Annotated in this window: 14 protein-coding genes; 6 read left to right on the forward strand and 8 right to left on the reverse strand. The window is 72.5% G+C overall.

Annotation, left to right across the window (positions count from 1 at the left end; genetic code table 11):
• The first annotated feature begins 75 nt into the window (after positions 1 to 75).
• The 3 genes from ACZ5VC_RS26075 (at position 76) to ACZ5VC_RS26085 (ending at position 2,804) form a co-directional block, all read left to right on the forward strand.
• Positions 76 to 1,344, forward strand: a complete 1,269-nt coding sequence (locus tag ACZ5VC_RS26075) for a hypothetical protein (protein WP_469122421.1) — start codon at positions 76 to 78, stop codon at positions 1,342 to 1,344.
• 167 nt (positions 1,345 to 1,511) lie between these two features.
• On the forward strand, positions 1,512 to 2,126 hold the full coding sequence (locus ACZ5VC_RS26080; RefSeq protein WP_469122422.1) for a class F sortase: 615 nt from the start codon (positions 1,512 to 1,514) through the stop codon (positions 2,124 to 2,126).
• A 15-nt stretch (positions 2,127 to 2,141) separates the two neighbouring features.
• Positions 2,142 to 2,804, forward strand: coding sequence for a PH domain-containing protein (locus ACZ5VC_RS26085; RefSeq protein WP_469122423.1), 663 nt, complete (start codon positions 2,142 to 2,144; stop codon positions 2,802 to 2,804).
• 36 nt (positions 2,805 to 2,840) lie between these two features.
• Here ACZ5VC_RS26085 and ACZ5VC_RS26090 read toward each other — a convergent pair whose 3' ends face one another.
• From ACZ5VC_RS26090 to ACZ5VC_RS26105, 4 genes are all read right to left on the reverse strand, one after another.
• Positions 2,841 to 4,025, reverse strand: a complete 1,185-nt coding sequence (locus tag ACZ5VC_RS26090) for a glycosyltransferase 87 family protein (RefSeq protein ID WP_469122424.1) — start codon at positions 4,023 to 4,025, stop codon at positions 2,841 to 2,843.
• A 191-nt stretch (positions 4,026 to 4,216) separates the two neighbouring features.
• The gene (locus ACZ5VC_RS26095; protein ID WP_469122425.1) at positions 4,217 to 5,866 is read right to left on the reverse strand and encodes a phospho-sugar mutase; all 1,650 of its coding nucleotides are present in this window, start codon (positions 5,864 to 5,866) and stop codon (positions 4,217 to 4,219) included.
• A gap of 334 nt (positions 5,867 to 6,200) precedes the next feature.
• Positions 6,201 to 7,025 carry a purine-nucleoside phosphorylase gene (locus ACZ5VC_RS26100; RefSeq protein ID WP_468708066.1) on the reverse strand — a complete coding sequence of 275 codons (825 nt, stop codon included), beginning with the start codon at positions 7,023 to 7,025 and terminating at the stop codon, positions 6,201 to 6,203.
• A 343-nt stretch (positions 7,026 to 7,368) separates the two neighbouring features.
• The gene (locus tag ACZ5VC_RS26105; protein ID WP_468708064.1) at positions 7,369 to 7,806 is read right to left on the reverse strand and encodes a gamma-glutamylcyclotransferase family protein; all 438 of its coding nucleotides are present in this window, start codon (positions 7,804 to 7,806) and stop codon (positions 7,369 to 7,371) included.
• Positions 7,807 to 7,967: 161 nt separating this feature from the next.
• Between ACZ5VC_RS26105 and ACZ5VC_RS26110 the strand changes: the two genes are divergently transcribed.
• Positions 7,968 to 9,407 carry an NAD(P)H-quinone dehydrogenase gene (locus tag ACZ5VC_RS26110; protein WP_469122445.1) on the forward strand — a complete coding sequence of 480 codons (1,440 nt, stop codon included), beginning with the start codon at positions 7,968 to 7,970 and terminating at the stop codon, positions 9,405 to 9,407.
• Positions 9,408 to 9,589: 182 nt separating this feature from the next.
• Positions 9,590 to 10,501, forward strand: a complete 912-nt coding sequence (locus ACZ5VC_RS26115; RefSeq protein ID WP_469122446.1) for a DeoR/GlpR family DNA-binding transcription regulator — start codon at positions 9,590 to 9,592, stop codon at positions 10,499 to 10,501.
• Positions 10,502 to 10,675: 174 nt separating this feature from the next.
• On the opposite strand, the gene ACZ5VC_RS26120 is transcribed toward ACZ5VC_RS26115, so the two are convergent.
• Complete coding sequence (locus ACZ5VC_RS26120) at positions 10,676 to 11,251, reverse strand: TetR/AcrR family transcriptional regulator (protein ID WP_469122426.1); 576 nt, start codon at positions 11,249 to 11,251, stop codon at positions 10,676 to 10,678.
• A gap of 118 nt (positions 11,252 to 11,369) precedes the next feature.
• Positions 11,370 to 13,124 (reverse strand): acetyl/propionyl/methylcrotonyl-CoA carboxylase subunit alpha, encoded by a 1,755-nt coding sequence (locus tag ACZ5VC_RS26125; RefSeq protein WP_469122427.1) that lies wholly within the window; start codon positions 13,122 to 13,124, stop codon positions 11,370 to 11,372.
• 443 nt (positions 13,125 to 13,567) lie between these two features.
• Between ACZ5VC_RS26125 and ACZ5VC_RS26130 the strand changes: the two genes are divergently transcribed.
• Positions 13,568 to 14,026, forward strand: a complete 459-nt coding sequence (locus ACZ5VC_RS26130) for a hypothetical protein (protein WP_469122428.1) — start codon at positions 13,568 to 13,570, stop codon at positions 14,024 to 14,026.
• Between the two features lie 11 nt (positions 14,027 to 14,037).
• Here the strand turns inward: ACZ5VC_RS26130 and ACZ5VC_RS26135 are convergent, their stop codons facing one another.
• Complete coding sequence (locus ACZ5VC_RS26135; RefSeq protein ID WP_469122429.1) at positions 14,038 to 14,643, reverse strand: nucleoside triphosphate pyrophosphatase; 606 nt, start codon at positions 14,641 to 14,643, stop codon at positions 14,038 to 14,040.
• Between the two features lie 154 nt (positions 14,644 to 14,797).
• Positions 14,798 to 14,926: a morphogenic membrane protein MmpB gene (gene mmpB, locus ACZ5VC_RS26140; protein ID WP_468708055.1), complete on the reverse strand. Its 129-nt coding sequence runs from the start codon at positions 14,924 to 14,926 to the stop codon at positions 14,798 to 14,800.
• Between the last annotated feature and the right edge of the window lie 123 nt (positions 14,927 to 15,049).

Raw genomic sequence — 15,049 nt, forward strand, 5'->3', positions numbered from 1 at the left:
TCACACGGCCCCACTCCGAACGAGCAGGCGGCATGCGGCTCTCCTCATCCAACTGCCTGATTCCCAGGAGTCGTTATGCGCACCGCCCTTCGCACCGCCATCGCCACCGCCGTCCTCGCCGGCGTCGCGATCACCCCGGCCCTCACCGCCGGATCCGCCTTCGCCGCGGACGGCACGGCGCCGGCCGTCGCCGCTCCCACCCCGGAGCGCGAGCACGTCCGCACCGACGAGCTCCTCGACGGAGTGACCGCCGAGGTCTACAAGACCGCCAAGGGTCCGTTCGTCGCCGAGTTCTTCCTGGGTAAGCAGCCGCTCGGCAGCCTGACCAGTGGGAAGAACACCGTTCAGGGCCAGTTCCTCCGGGTGGGCGTGGAGTTCTTCCCGGACGGGTCCATCGTCAGCGTCCGGACCCCCGACGGGCTGCCCCAGGGTGAGATCATCCTGAACCGGAGCTTCGGCAAGGGCCTGTTCGTCCGCGTCTACACCAGCGAGCCGGGTCGTTTCGTCGCCACCATCACGGAGAACGGCTCGCGCGAGCTGACCCGGCTGTTCGCCGGCGGGGGCAAGGAGGGCCGGGCCACGGTCAAGGGCATCGAGTTCGTCCTGCACACCGACGGCAGCGTCACCGGCAAGGAGCCGGCGGACGGCAAGGGCACCCTCGTACGCACCGAGAAGCTTTCCGACGGCACCGTCGTCAAGATCTACAAGGTCGGTGACTTCCACCACCGCGCCGAGTCCTTCGTGAACGGCCACTCCATCGGTGTCCTCGACGCCACCTCTCGCCCGGTGGCCGGCCAGAACAACGGCAGCTTCCTGGTGCTCTACCCGCAGGGCAAGACGCTGCACTGGATCGGCAACTCCGTCCCCGGCGGCAAGCCGGGCCGGTACAAGCTGGCCAACGGCACGGTCCTCGAACTGGCCGAGAAGAACGGCCGGTTCGGTCTCCAGCGGATCGAGAACGGCAAGGGCAGCGGCTTCTTCTACGTCGACGGCGTCCGCAGCGTCTTCCACTACGACGACGAGAAGACGGTGGTCGTCATCGAGCGGGACGGCAGCTTCAGCAGCTACCACGTCGGTGGCAAGAAGCAGGGCGCTCCGGTCTTCATCGGCAAGGGCGCCGGCGCCGCCCCGGCCACCCCGGCGGCCCCGTCCGACAAGGCCCCCCAGGGAAGCACCTCCCAGACGTCCGTCGTACCCGTCGGCGGTGTCGCGGCCGGCGCCGAGCTCGGCGAGGACGGCGGCGACGGCACCCTGATCGCGGCCGGCGCGGGTGCGGCCTCCCTCGCCGCGGCGGGCCTCGGCTTCATGGCCCTGCGCCGCCGTGCGGCGGGGGCGCGCGGCTGACCCAGGCCGCCGCGGACCGGTCCCACCGGCCGGCCGCACCACGGCTGCCCGGCCTCCTGGGCCGGGCACACCCTGCCCATGACCCGAGCAGGAAGCACCACCCCACCCCCGGCGGGCCGTCGCACCCCAATGCGGCGGCCCGCCCACCTCGTTCGCAGGAGCCACCCATGAGGCACCGCCTCGCCGCCCCGCTGCTCGTCCTCGCCGCGGCGGCCTCCCTCACCGGCTGCGGCGCGGAGGGCGCACCGCCGCCCGCCACCCCGCCCGCGCACATCGCCCCGGCGACCGGCGCGCCCCCGAAACCGCAGGCCGTCCACCCGCTGCCCGCCTCGAAGCCGGTACGGGTACGGGTGCCCGCCGCGGGCGTGGACACCGGGCCCGTACTGGAGCTCGGCCTCGCCGCCGACGGCACCGTCGAGGTCCCCTCCGTCGCCGACGCCGACCGGATCGGCTGGTACGACAAGGGCGTCACGCCCGGTGAGAAGGGCCCCGCCGTCCTGATCGGCCACTTCGACACCGAACAGGGGCCCGCGGTGCTCAAGAACGTGTCCAGGATCAGGATCGGTGACGTCATCAGCGTCTCGCGCGCCGACGGAACCACCGCCGACTTCCGCGTCCGGGAGCTGGAGCAGGTCGGCAAGAAGACGTTCCCGACCCGGAAGGTCTACGGCGACACGACCCGCCCCGAGCTGCGCCTGATCACCTGCGGCGGAGATCTGGTCGACGGCCACCGCCCCGACAACATCATCGTGTACGCCGATCTCACCCCTCGGACGGCGTGAGGCAGAATCGGCACCATGACGAGCCCCCAGCAGCCCTCCGAGCCGAGCGAACCGAGCGAACCGAGCGAGCCGGCCTACGCCGACCGTGTCTTCCGGTCGCCCTTCGGAATCGCGGGCGGCGTCCTGCTGCTCGCCATCGCCGCCTGGATCGGCGGTGACGCCCTCGTCAACGGCGAGGGGCGCACTCCCTGGATCGCGCTCGCGGTCCTGCTGCTCGCGGTGCCGCTGATCGTCGCCTTCACCGTCCGGCCCGCGGTGTTCGCCAACGACGACCGGCTGCGGGTGCGCAATCCGTTCCGCACGCTCGTACTGCCGTGGAGCACGGTCGCCGACGTCCGCGCCGGCTACTCCAGTGAGGTGCTGACCAGGGACGGGACGAAGTACCAGCTCTGGTCCATCCCCGTCTCGCTGCGCCAGCGCAAGCGCGCCGCCCGCAAGCAGGCCCAGCGTGCGCAGGACGACCCGCACGGGCGCACGTCCGTCCACGCCGACGTCACCGACACGGCGTCCCGCATGGCGCCGGCCGACCGCACGGTCGCCGAACTCCGCGACCAGGCGGAGCACTCCGCGACCCGCGCCGGCGCCCAGGGCGAGATCCAGATCCGCTGGGCGTACGAGGTCATCGGCCCGGCGGTGGCGGGACTGGTCGTGCTGCTGGTCCTGCTCGCGACCGGCTGAGGTCTTTCCCGGTCTCTCCCGGTCCTTCGCGGTCGCTCACGGCGGGCCCGGCCACACCAGCAGCATGGAGCCGCCCAGCCACGCCGACGTCAGGGCCGCCGTGGTCAGGACCAGGGCCGCCACATGGGCGCGGGCACGGGAGACCGCCAGGGCCAGCGGGAGCAGCAGGGGGAAGCCGGGCAGCAGGAACCGGGCGCGGGGAAAGTAGACGCCTCCGCTGCCCAGGACCACCAGGAGCAGCACGCCCGTGAAGACCAGGAGGGCCGCCGGCTGGCGGTCGGCCAGGCAGAGCAGGTACAGGACGACCGACGTCACCAGCACCACGGACACCACCACCAGGAACAGGTACGGGTCCTTGCCGTAGACCAGGTGGTCCCGCAGTTCGTGCAGGGTCCGCGCGCCGCCGTCCCATTCGTTGCGCCAGAGCCTCTGGACGGCGAAGTAGCCGTCCCAGCGCCCGAGCCGCACGGCAACCCACCCCACGTACGCCAGCCAGCCCAGCGGGGCGATCGCCGCCGCGAGCAGGGCGGCCCGCTCGCGGCGGCAGGCGAGGAGGCCCGCGGCCGCCACCGCCGCCGCCACCGCGATGCCCGTCGGCCGGGTCAGTCCGGCCAGGACCGCGAGCGCGCCGGCCCAGAGCCACCGCTCCTCCAGCACCGCGTACAGCGCCCACGCCGCCAGGGCCGTGAACAGGGACTCGGTGTAGCCCATCCACTGGACGACGCCGACCGGCAGCGCGCCCCACAGCAGGGCGAGGGCGGCGCCGGTCCGCCGCCCGTACAGCCGGTCGCCGACCGCGAAGACGCCCCAGGCGGCGGCCAGCGAGCAGACGACCGCGAGGACGAGCCCCACCGAGGCCCGCGAGCCGGGCGTCACCGCGGCGACGGCCTTGATCAGCGCGGGGTAGAGCGGGAAGAAGGCGAGGTTGTTGTGGTCGAGACGGGTGCCCAGCTCGTGCGTGTACCCGTGGTCGGCGATCTCCAGGTACCAGTTGGAGTCCCAGGACGAGGCCAGGACCGGCCAGAGGCCATGGCCCTTCAGATGCGTCCAGTGGGCCAGCACCAGCAGCCCCAGGAGCCGAACGGCGAGATATCCGAGCAGCGCGGGCGCCGCGTGCCGCAGGGCGCCGCGCACCCGCTGCGGCACGCCGTCGCCGCCGCGCGGTGACAAGGGTGCGCGGCAGGCCGGGACGGTGGGGCGGGCAACGATGACCGGGGGCACTGAGGCGGCTCCAGGGATTCGGCGTGCGATACCGGATGTCACCCTCGCCCCCACCGCCCGGACCGGCACGGAACCTGCCTCGACCGCCCGACGGAATTCACCCGTCCGGGAGCGTGGTCCCGGCGCGGAACAGCGGAAAGGGGTGTGCCCGTACGGAGGACTCCGCACGGGCACACCCCTGGCGCGCGCTGTCAGATACCGGCGGCGGCCGCCAGGTCACGCTTGATGTCCGTGAGCACCCGCGTGCCGGTCGCCCGCGCCGACGTCAGCTCGCTCGCGTCGTTCACCGGGACCACGACCTCCAGGTAGCACTTCAGCTTCGGCTCGGTGCCGCTCGGGCGGACGATGACGCGGGCCTTGAACTCGCCCTCCAGGTAGTACCGCAGACCGTCCGTCGGCGGCAGCGCCCGCGACCCCTCGGCCAGGTCCTCCGCCTTCACGACGGTGAGCCCGGCCAGCGAGACCGGGGGCCGCTCACGCAGGCGCCGCATGGCGTCGGCGATCACACTCAGGTCCTCCACCCGGACCGACAGCTGGTCGGTGGCGTGCAGCCCGTGCGCGACCGCCAGGTCGTCGAGCAGGTCCGTGAGGGTGCGGCCCTGCTCCTTCAGTACGGACGTCAGCTCGGCGACCGTCAGCGCCGCCGTGATGCCGTCCTTGTCGCGTACGCCCTCGGGGTCGACGCAGTAGCCCAGCGCCTCCTCGTAGCCGTAGCGCAGGCCCTCCACGCGGGCGATCCACTTGAAGCCGGTCAGCGTCTCCTCGTGGCCGACGCCGGCCGCCTCGGCGATCCGGCCCAGCAGCGACGACGACACGATCGACTCGGCGAACACGCCCCGCGCGCCCTTGTGCACCAGGTGCGCCGCGAGCAGCGCGCCGACCTCGTCACCGCGCAGCATCCGCCAGCCGCCCTCGACGCCGTCGTCGGGAACGGCCACCGCGCAGCGGTCCGCGTCGGGGTCGTTGGCGATCACGATGTCGGGATCCACCGCGCGGGCCGCCTCGAACGCCAGGTCCATGGCGCCCGGCTCCTCCGGGTTCGGGAAAGCGACCGTCGGGAACGCCGGGTCCGGATCGGCCTGCTCGGCCACCAGCGCGGGCGGCGGGAACCCGGCCCGGTCGAAGGCGGCCGTCAGGACCTCCTTGCCGACGCCGTGCATGGCCGTGTAGACGACCCGCGCGGTGCGCGGGGAGCCGGGGGTCAGGACGGCGTCCGTGCGCGCCAGGTAGGCCTCCAGGACCTCGTCCCCGAGGATCTCCCATCCGCTGGACGCGCGCGGCACGTCGGCCAGCGCCCGGACGGCCGCGATCTCGGCGGCGATCTCCGCGTCGGCGGGCGGCACGATCTGCGAGCCGTCGCCGAGGTAGACCTTGTAGCCGTTGTCGCGCGGCGGGTTGTGGCTGGCGGTGACCTCGACGCCGGCGACGGCGCCCAGGTGCCTTATGGCGTACGCGAGGACGGGCGTCGGCAGCGGGCGGGGCAGTACCGCCGCGCGCAGCCCGGCGCCCACCATCACGGCGGCGGTGTCCAGGGCGAAGTCCTCGGACTTGTAGCGCGCGTCATAGCCGATGACGACCAGACCGCCGCTCTGTCCCTTGGCCTTCAGATACGCGGCGAGCCCCGCGGCGGCCCGGATGACCACCGAACGGTTCATGCGCATCGGCCCGGCGCCGAGCTCGCCGCGCAGCCCGGCCGTGCCGAACTGCAGCGTGCCGCCGAACCGGACGGTCAGTTCGTCCAGGTCCCGCGATTCGATGAGCTTCGCCAGCTCGTCGCGGGTCTCGCTGTCCGGGTCCTCGGCCAGCCACGCCTCGGCTCGGGCGATGAGGTCCTGCTGCACGGTGGTCTGCCTCCTGATGTCGTACGGGTGTCAGGGGTACGCGTACCCCGCCGGGCGTGATGCGCCTCAGGGCCCAAGGGCCCACTCTGCCCCCGCCGCGCCGCCCGGAGCGGCTCGCCACGCGCCGGGGCGGACGCCTCCGCGCGCCCCGGGCCCGGAACCGGGTGCGGCCGGGTCCCCGGTCGCCGGACCGGGGACCCGGCCGTACGGGGCCCGGGGCCGGTGTGGCCCGGGACGGTGGCGCGAGGGAGGAAGAGGGCTCCGACGGAGAGCTCCGCTGGAGGGAGCTCCGACGGAGAGTCCGGATCCGGGGAGACCCGGATCCGGAGGAAACTCAGATCCGGTCGAGGACGCGGGTCAGCAGCTCGCCCATGCGGGCGGCGGAGTCGCGGCCGGCCTGGAGGACCTCTTCGTGGTTGAGGGGCTCGCCGGAGAGGCCCGCCGCCAGGTTGGTGACGAGGGAGATGCCCAGCACCTCGGCGCCCGCCTCACGGGCCGCGATGGCCTCGAGGACGGTGGACATGCCGACCAGGTCGCCGCCGAGCACACGGACCATGTTGATCTCGGCCGGGGTCTCGTAGTGCGGCCCGGGGAACTGCACGTACACGCCCTCTTCGAGGGTCTCGTCGACCTCCTTGCACAGGGCGCGCAGCCGCGGCGAGTAGAGGTCGGTCAGGTCGACGAAGTTCGCGCCGATGATCGGCGAGGCGGCCGTCAGGTTGATGTGGTCGCTGATGAGCACCGGCTGGCCGGGGCGCATGCCCTCGCGCAGACCGCCGCAGCCGTTGGTCAGCACGACGGTCTTGCAGCCGGCGGCGACGGCGGTGCGCACACCGTGCGAGACGGCGGCGACGCCGCGGCCCTCGTAGAAGTGCGTACGGCCGAGGAAGACCAGGACGCGCTTGTCGCCGATCTTGTACGAGCGGATCTTGCCGCCGTGGCCCTCGACGGCCGGCGGGGGGAAGCCGGGCAGCTCGGTGACCGGGAACTCGGCCTCGGGAGCGCCGAGCGCGTCGACGGCCGGCGCCCAGCCGGAGCCCATCACCAGGGCGACGTCGTGGGTCTCGGCGCCGGTCAGCTCGCGCAGACGCGCGGCGGCGGCGTCGGCGGCGGTGCGGGGGTCGCCCAGGGTGTTGTCCGGGGTGGCAGATGCGTTCACTGAGTCTCTCGCCTCGGGAAGTGACGTCGTCCCGGCACGCGGTCTGGCCGGCCGGGGCCCGGGGACGGCCCCGGGAGGTTTTTCGTACGCGCAAGAGCGTAGCCCGAGATTGCCTACGCGCGTAGATGACGATGCTGACGGACATGCGATCGTTGTCTTGTCGATTCCCACGAATGCCTCGGGAAGAGGTGCGCGGTACATCTCACAGTCCGAGACCGGCCGAGACCGACCGAGACCTGCCGAGAGCGGGCAGGACCCGTCGAGACCGGCCGAGACCCGCCCACAGGGGTGGACACCGGCGGACGACGGCCGTGGGCGGGACGGGCGGTCCGGGGCCGCACGGCTAGCACGGGCGCTTGCGCAGTTCCATCACGTAGTCGTGCGGCGCGCCCGCCGAGTCCGCGGCGTCCGCGATCTCGCCCAGGTAGCGGGCGGACGGCAGCCCGCCCTCGTAGCCGTTGAGGACGTAGACCCAGGCCGGCTCCTCGCCGTCCAGCGTGTCCACGCGGATCCGCATCCGGCGGTAGATGTCGAGGCCGACACCCTCCCAGCGGTCCATGGAGTCCTCGTCCATCGGCGCGATGTCGTAGAGCGCGACGAAGACCTGGGAGCGCGGCGCCTCCACGATCGTGGCGAGCGCGCCCTCCCAGCCCATCTGCTCGCCGCCGAAGGTCAGCCGCCAGCCGTTGAGCCATCCGGTGCCGCGCAGCGGTGAATGGGGTGCGCGGCGGCTCATCAGCCGCGCGTCGAGGTTGCCGGCGTACGCGGCGTAGAGCGACATGTGATCGAGGGTACGGGAGGGGACGCCGTACGCGCCGGAGCGGAGGAAGCCCGGATGGAGCCCCCGGGGCGAGACTGCTTGAAGCGTGCGGGACAATGGAGTACGCACTGCAGCCCAGCGGGGTCACCCCCCGGCAGAACGAGAGCGCGAGGCGTAACCACGTGACCCGGATCGTGATCATCGGCGGCGGACCCGGCGGATACGAGGCTGCCCTCGTGGCCGCCCAGCTCGGCGCGGAGGTGACCGTCGTGGACTGCGACGGCCTCGGCGGCGCGTCCGTCCTGACCGACTGCGTACCCTCGAAGACCCTCATCGCGACGGCCGAGGTGATGACCACCTTCGACTCCTCGTACGAGGAGCTGGGCATCATCGTCGCCGATGACACCCCTCACATCGAGCAGGCGGCGCGCGTCGTCGGCGTCGACCTCGGCAAGGTCAACCGACGGGTGAAGCGCCTCGCGCTGGCCCAGTCCCACGACATCACCGCCTCCGTCACGCGGGCCGGCGCCCGGGTCCTGCGCGGCCGCGGCCGGCTGTCGGGCCGGCAGGCGATGGACGGCTCGCGCCAGGTGATCGTGCGCTCCGCCGACGGCACGGAGGAGACCCTCACCGCCGACGCCGTGCTGATCGCGACCGGCGGCCACCCGCGCGAGATCCCCGACGCGCAGCCGGACGGCGAGCGGATCCTGAACTGGACCCAGGTCTACGACCTGACCGAGCTCCCCGAGGAGCTCATCGTGGTCGGTTCCGGTGTGACGGGCGCCGAGTTCGCGGGCGCCTACCAGGCCCTCGGATCGCGGGTCACGCTCGTCTCCTCGCGCGACCGGGTGCTCCCCGGCGAGGACCCGGACGCGGCCGCCGTCCTCGAGGACGTCTTCCGGCGCCGGGGCATGAACGTCATGGCCCGCTCCCGCGCCGAGTCCGCCAAACGGGTCGGCGACCGGGTGGAGGTCACCCTCTCCGACGGCCGGGTCATCTCCGGCACGCACTGCCTGATGGCCGTCGGTGCCATCCCCAACTCGGCCGGGATGGGCCTGGAGGAGGCCGGGGTCCGGCTCAAGGACTCGGGCCACATCTGGACCGACAAGGTCTCCCGCACGACCGCGCCGGGCGTGTACGCGGCGGGTGACGTCACCGGTGTCTTCGCGCTGGCCTCGGTCGCCGCGATGCAGGGCCGGATCGCGATGTACCACTTCCTGGGCGACGCGGTCGCGCCGCTCAACCTCAAGACGGTCTCCTCGAACGTCTTCACCGACCCGGAGATCGCCACCGTCGGCTACACGCAGGCCGACGTCGACGGCGGCAAGATCGACGCCCGCGTCGTCAAGCTGCCGCTGCTGCGCAACCCGCGCGCCAAGATGCAGGGCATCCGGGACGGTTTCGTGAAGCTGTTCTGCCGTCCGGGTACGGGGATCATCGTCGGCGGCTGTGTCGTCGCCCCGCGCGCGAGCGAACTGATCCACCCGATCTCGATCGCGGTCGACAACAATCTGACCGTCGAGCAGATCGCGAACGCCTTCACCGTGTACCCGTCCCTGTCGGGCTCGATCGCCGAGGTCGCACGGCAGTTGCACACCCGCAAGGCCACCGGCGAGGCGTGACCCGGCCGCCGGGGGCGGCGAAGAGCGGGTAAGTCCTGACACGTACGGGGCCGTCCATACCACTCGGCGGCCCCGTCCGTGCACAACTTCGCTTATTCGGCGCAAACTGCTGAAAAGTATCGGCTGCTGGGGTTACTGTCAGTTTCGTGTTCGCTGCAGAACGTCGTCAATTGATCCTCGAAATGGTGCGAGCCAATGGGGCCGTGTCGCTCCGTGAGCTCGCCCGCGTAGTCCAGACCTCCGAAGTGACCGTACGGCGGGACGTGCGGGCGCTGGAGGCAGAAGGACTCCTCGACCGCCGGCACGGCGGTGCGGTACTGCCGGGCGGCTTCACGCGAGAATCCGGCTTTCCGCAGAAATCCCATCTCGCGACGGCGGAGAAGACGGCCATCGCCGATCTCGCCGCGAGCCTCGTCGAAGAGGGCGAGGCCATCGTGGTCGGCGCCGGAACGACCACGCAGGAGCTGGCCCGCCGGCTCGCGAGGATCCCCGGACTGACCGTCGTCACCAACTCCCTGCTGGTGGCGCAGGCCCTGGCCCATGCCAACCGGGTCGAGGTCGTCATGACCGGCGGCACCCTGCGCGGCTCCAACTACGCGCTGGTGGGTAGCGGGGCCGAGCAGTCCCTCCAGGGCCTGCGGGTCTCGCGGGCGTTCCTCTCGGGGAGCGGACTCACCGCGGAGCGCGGCCTGTCCACGTCCAACATGCTCTCCGCGAGCGTGGACCGGGCGCTGGTGCAGGCGGCGGCGGAGGTCGTGGTGCTGGCCGACCACACCAAGCTCGGCACCGACACGATGTTCCAGACGGTGCCGACGGACGTGATCACCCGGCTGGTGACGGACGAGCCCCCCGTGCACGACGACCGCGCGGCCACGGAGTTGCAGGCGCTGGCCGACCAGGGCGTGCAGATCGCGGTGGCGGGACCGGGACCCGCGGAAGCGGCCCCGCCGGGGCGTCAGCCCCGCCGGGACGTCCCCCTCCCCGGCCAGCGCGCCCGGCACCCGGGAGAGCGGCTGAGGAGCGCGGCGACGGCGTCCCTGGCCCCGGAGCCGGCCCAGGAGAGGGCCCGGGTGGCGGACCTGCGCCGCCGCTGAGGCCGCGGGGGTGCGCCGGGCTTCCGGGGGAGACGCTGGGGGCAGCCGTGCGCCACGGGCGCGCGGCCCTGCCGCAGTGCGACGTTCTCGGGCCTGCTCAGGGGCTCGAGAACGTGAGGGGCCGTTGAGCCGCGTCGCGCCGGTCGGCCTCAAGCCCGTGGCACCGCGCCGGTCTCACGTCTTGAGGCCCCGCAGGGTCAGGGTCAGCAGCCGGTCCGCCAACTCGCGGTCGGCCGGGTTCTGTTCCGCCGCCAGGGCGATCGCGTTCGTCAGCTGCATCAGATCGCCGATCGACACGTCCGCGCGGACCGCGCCCGCCTCTTGAGCACGGACCAGCAGGCGCTCGCCCGCCGCGCGCATCGGCACGCTGCACTGCGAGAGCGCCGAACTCTCGTCGTACGACGCCGACATGAGAGCCCGCGCCAAGCCCCGGTACTCACCCGCATGAGTGATGATGGCCCGCAGCCACTTCACGAGCGCAGTGCAGGGGTCTCCCGCCGCCGCCAGGTCGTGCGAGCGCTGGAGGAGGGCTGTGAGGGCCTCCTGGAAGACCGCGTTCATCAGCGCGTGACGGTTGGGGAAGTGCCGGTACAGCGTGCCGATCCCGACGCCCGCGCGGCGCGCCACGTCCTCGAGGGAGGCGTCCGTGCCGTGTTCCGCGAAGGCCGAGCGGGCCTCGTCGACGAGCCGCTCGTAATTGCGGCGCGCGTCGGCACGCATGGGCCGCGTCGCACCCGTCGTACCCGCCATGGTCACGGCCTCCTCGCTCCGGCTCCTTCCAGGATGCCATCGTGCCTACGCCGAGGGGCCCGCAGGCTGTCCGGCCTGCGGGCCCCTTGTGCGTACGTGACGCCGACGCGGCCGGACGTCAGTCCTTGATCTCGCAGATCGCGGCGCCGGAGGTGACCGACCCGCCGACCTCGGCCGTGAGGCCCTTGACCGTGCCGGAGCGGTGCGCGTTCAGCGGCTGCTCCATCTTCATCGCCTCGAGGACGACGATCAGGTCGCCCTCCTTGACCTCCTGGCCCTCCTCGACGGCGACCTTGACGATCGTGCCCTGCATCGGGGACGCCAAGGTGTCACCGGAAGCGGCGGCCGACGACTTCTTGGCCGCGCGGCGCTTCGGCTTCGCACCGGCAGCGAGGCCCGTACGCGCGAGGGTCATACCGAGCGACGACGGCAGCGAGACCTCGAGGCGCTTGCCGCCGACCTCGACGACGATCGTCTCGCGGCCGCTCTCGTCCTCGTCCGCGTCGGCGACACCGGTCGAGAACGGCTTGATCTCGTTGACGAACTCGGTCTCGATCCAGCGGGTGTGGACCCGGAAGGGGTCCGCGGTGAACGCCGGGTCGACGACGACGGCCTGGTGGAAGGGGATGGCGGTGGCCATGCCCTCCACCTTGAACTCCGCCAGGGCGCGCGCCGCGCGCTGCAGGGCCTGCTGACGCGTCGCACCCGTCACGATGAGCTTGGCGAGGAGCGAGTCCCACGCCGGGCCGATGACCGAGCCGGACTCGACACCCGCGTCCAGACGGACACCGGGGCCGGACGGCGGGTCGAAGACCGTGACCGTACCGGGGGCCGGAAGGAAGCCGCGGCCCGGGTCCTCGCCGTTGATACGGAACTCGAAGGAGTGCCCGCGCACGGCCGGGTCGCCGTAGCCGAGCTCCTCGCCGTCGGCGATCCGGAACATCTCACGGACCAGGTCGATGCCGGTGACCTCCTCGGTGACCGGGTGCTCCACCTGGAGACGGGTGTTGACCTCCAGGAAGGAGATTGTGCCGTCGACACCCACGAGGAACTCCACCGTGCCGGCGCCGACATAGCCGGCCTCCTTGAGGATGGCCTTCGACGCGGCGTACAGCTGGGCGTTCTGCTCCTCGCTCAGGAAGGGCGCGGGGGCCTCCTCCACGAGCTTCTGGTGGCGGCGCTGGAGCGAGCAGTCACGGGTCGACACGACGACGACGTTGCCGTGGCTGTCGGCCAGGCACTGGGTCTCGACGTGGCGGGGCTTGTCCAGGTACCGCTCGACGAAGCACTCGCCCCGGCCGAACGCGGCGACGGCCTCGCGGACCGCCGAGTCGTACAGCTCCGGAACCTCTTCCAGCGTCCGGGCGACCTTCAGACCCCGGCCACCGCCACCGAAGGCGGCCTTGATCGCGATCGGCAGACCGTGCTCCTGGGCGAACGCGACGACCTCGTCGGCGCCCGAGACCGGGTCGGGGGTGCCCGCGACGAGCGGGGCACCGGCACGCTGGGCGATGTGACGGGCCGCCACCTTGTCGCCGAGGTCGCGGATCGCCTGCGGCGGCGGGCCGATCCAGGTCAGCCCGGCGTCGATCACGGCCTGGGCGAACTCGGCGTTCTCGGACAGGAACCCGTATCCGGGGTGGATCGCGTCCGCCCCCGAGTCCTTCGCGGCCTGCAGCACCTTGGCCATGTCCAGATAGCTGGCGGCCGGGGTGTCACCGCCCAGGGCGAACGCCTCGTCGGCCGCGCGTACATGCAGTGCGTCCCGGTCCGGGTCGGCGTAGACGGCTACGCTGGCGATCCCGGCATCCCGGCAGGCACGGGCGACACGGACAGCGATTTCGCCACGGTTGGCGATGAGCACCTTGCGCACGATGGCTCCCTCCTTGCAGTTTTCTCCGGGGGATCGACCCCCGGACCCCCGGCCGGATCCACCCGAGCCAGGGTGCTCGACGGGTCACCGCGCCGATGACTTCCCAGAACACGCTGAGTTTAGGGACAGCCGACACGGCCTTACGACCCGTCCCCAATGGTGAGCTTCCCCACACGGAGCGTGATTCAGGACTCGCTCGGCTCGCGAAATCCCTTGTGGCACCACGGTACGCAGGGTTCGTTGACTGCACAGTAACTCTGCGGTGTGGCCAAGGTCTCTGTTGGGCCGGTCAGCGGGCGGTGGTGTTTCTTTGTTGAGTCCCTACGAATGGCTCAATGATTCTTTGCCGGTGGATCTGGGCGGTCCGGACCCTTGTCCGAAGGTTTACCCGTTAGTAGCCTGCGGGTCGTCGTCCGTACTGCAGGTAACGCAGGTTTCAGGGGGTGGCCCACGTGGCCCGCAGACCGATAGCACTCGTCACGGCGCTCGTGCTGCTCCTGGAAGCGGTGGGCATCGTGGCGATCAACGGGATCATGGCGCGGTTCGTGGACGCGCAGACGATGTCGCTGGACGGCCTGGACCCCGACGCGATGGTGACCGGCACCTGGGTGATGGGCATCGTCTCGGGCCTCTTCCTCGCCCTGTGCGCCGTAACGGTCTTCTACACCGGCCTGCGCGACCGTGCCCCGGCCCGTCCCGTCCGCATCCTGCTGATCGGGTGTGCGGTCGTCCACGGGGTGCTCGGCGCGGTCGCCGTGGGGCTGCTTGGCTGGGCCGTGTTCGCGTACCTGATGGTGGTGCTGGGGCTGATCGTGCTGACGCTGGTGGCGTACGGGTCGCGGGGCACCGACGAGACGGAGTCCGGAACCGGACCCGGAGAGCAGGTCGCGGCTCCGGCGTAGACGATCGCCGCTCAGTGCCAGAGGTCGGTGATCGAGATCTCCAGCTCGGCGAGCAGTCGGCGCAGCAGCGGAAGCGAAAGGCCGATCACATTGCCCGGGTCACCGTCGATGCCGTCCACGAAGGGCGCCGAGCGCCCGTCCAGGGTGAAGGCGCCGGCCACGTGGAGGGGTTCGCCGCTGGCCACGTAGGCGGCGATCTCCGCGTCGGTCGGCTCGCCGAAGCGGACCGTGGTGGAGGCGGTGGCCGAGGCGCGGCGGCCGGTGGTCGTGTCGATCACGCAGTGGCCGGTCTGCAGGACGCCCTCACGGCCCCGCATCGCCTTCCAGCGGGCGGTGGCCTCCTCCGCGTCGGCCGGCTTGCCGAGGGCCTCGCCGTCGAGTTCGAGTACGGAGTCGCAGCCGATGAGCAGTGCCCCGGCGGCCTCGGGCCGTGCGGCGACGGCCTCGGCCTTGGCCTGGGCGAGCACGAGCGCGAGCTCCGCCGGTGTGGGCGCGGTGAGCGCGTCCTCGTCGACACCGCTGACGATCACCTCGGGGGCGAGGCCGGCCTGCTTGAGCAGGTTCAGCCGGGCCGGGGAGGCGGAGGCGAGGACGAGGCGGCGTGCTGCGGCAGTCATGTGAGGCAGGGTAACGAGCGCCGCCCGGCCGGGGGAATCGCGGTGGGGGGTCCTGGGGTGGGTCCGGGTCAGCGCGTGCCCGCCGCGAACGCCGCGGCTCCGGGTCGGGGCTCAGCGCGTGCCCGCCGCGAACGCCGCGGCTCCGGGTCGCGGCTCAGCGCATGCCCGCCACGAACATCGCGACCACCATCGCCAGGGCCAGCAGGATCCCCGCGCGGCGCAGCATCGCCTGCATGTCCCGCATCTCTTTGGGCGGTTCGTTCTTCGGGTCGGACCAGAGCATGCTTCCGATCCTGCTGGCGGCCCGGGCCCGGGGGGGGGGGGGGGGGGGGGGGGGGGGGGGGGGGGGGGGGGGGGGGGGGGGGGGGGGGGGGGGGGGGGGGGGGGGGGGGGGGGGGGGGGGGGG

The organism is Streptomyces sp. NPDC033174, from assembly GCF_055577795.1.